This window comes from Streptomyces barringtoniae, from assembly GCF_020819595.1.
Lineage (GTDB): Bacteria > Actinomycetota > Actinomycetes > Streptomycetales > Streptomycetaceae > Streptomyces > Streptomyces barringtoniae.
In genome coordinates this window covers 1-1,266 of record NZ_JAJHNP010000078.1, presented here as the reverse complement: position 1 = coordinate 1,266, position 1,266 = coordinate 1, and the positions used below count along the sequence as shown (strand labels likewise).

1 protein-coding gene is annotated in these 1,266 nt (G+C 70.9%); it reads right to left on the bottom strand.

Features of this window, described 5'->3' with window-relative positions; translation table 11 throughout:
- A partial coding sequence (locus LMU33_RS40770) for an acyltransferase domain-containing protein (protein WP_228627154.1) occupies positions 1–1,266 on the bottom strand: 1,266 nt, incomplete at both ends.

Genomic DNA, 1,266 nt, shown 5'->3' with positions numbered 1-1,266 from the left:
ACCCATCGCCAGCACCGGATGCGCACTGCACTCCACGAACGCACCAAAACCCTGCTCCACCAACATGCGCACCGCACCGTCGAGTTCGACCGTGCGACGCAGGTTGTCGAACCAGTACCCCGCCGCGAGCTCCGGACCCTCCACCCACCGGCCGGTCACCGTGGAAAGGAACGGCACCTGCGCCGGCTGGGGCTCGACCCCGCCCAGCAGCTGCAGCAACTCCTCACGCAGCAAATCCACCTGCGCGGAATGCGAGGCGTAGTCCACCGGCACCCTGCGGGCCCGGATTTCTTCCGCCTCGCAGACGGCCAGCAGCTCCTCCAACGCCTGCGGCTCACCCGAGACCACCACCGACGACGGCCCGTTCACCGCCGCCACCGACACCCGCTCCTCGCCCCAGACGGCGATCTTCTCCCGCACCGCCGCCACCGGCAGCGCCACCGACACCATCCCGCCACGCCCGGCCAAAACCCGGCCGATCGCCTGGCTGCGCAGAGCCACCACCCGTGCGGCGTCCTCAAGACTCAAGATGCCTGCGACACAGGCGGCGGCGATCTCTCCCTGGGAATGGCCGAGCACGGCAGCGGGCTGCACACCCGCCGACCGCCACAGCTCGGCCAGGGAGACCATCACCGCGAACAGGGCGGGCTGGACCACATCCACCCGCTCCAGCGACGGCGCACCCGGCACCTGCCGCAGCACATCCACCAACGACCAGTCCGTGAGGGGGTCCAGCGCCGCCGCGCACTCATCGATCCGGGCAGCGAACACGGGTGAAGCGTCCAACAACGCGGAGGCCATGCCTACCCATTGCGACCCCTGTCCGGGGAACACGAACACCCCCTTGTTCCCCGTGCCCGACCCCTGCACGAGCCCGGGCAACGCCTGCTCCTGGGTCAGTGCCTGCAGTCCGCTGACGAGGCCGGCTCGGTCGCGGCCGACCACCACGGCCCTGTGGTCGAGCACGGAACGGGTGAGCGCCAGGGAGGAACCGATGTCGGCGGGCTCCAGGTCGGTGTGCTCCTCCAGATGGTCCAGGAGCCGCTGCGCCTGGTCGCGCAGCGCCGTTTCGGTCCTGCCCGACAGCACCCACGGCAGCACCGTGCCGTCCGTGAGGGGCAGGGTGGTGTCGCCGTGCGGGTCGTCGGAGTGCTCCGCCTGGTCCTGCGGAGCTTCTTCGAGAACGGCGTGGGCGTTGGTGCCGCTGAAGCCGAAGGAGGAGACGGCGGCTCGGCGTGGCCGGCCGGTCTGCGGCCACTCCGTGCT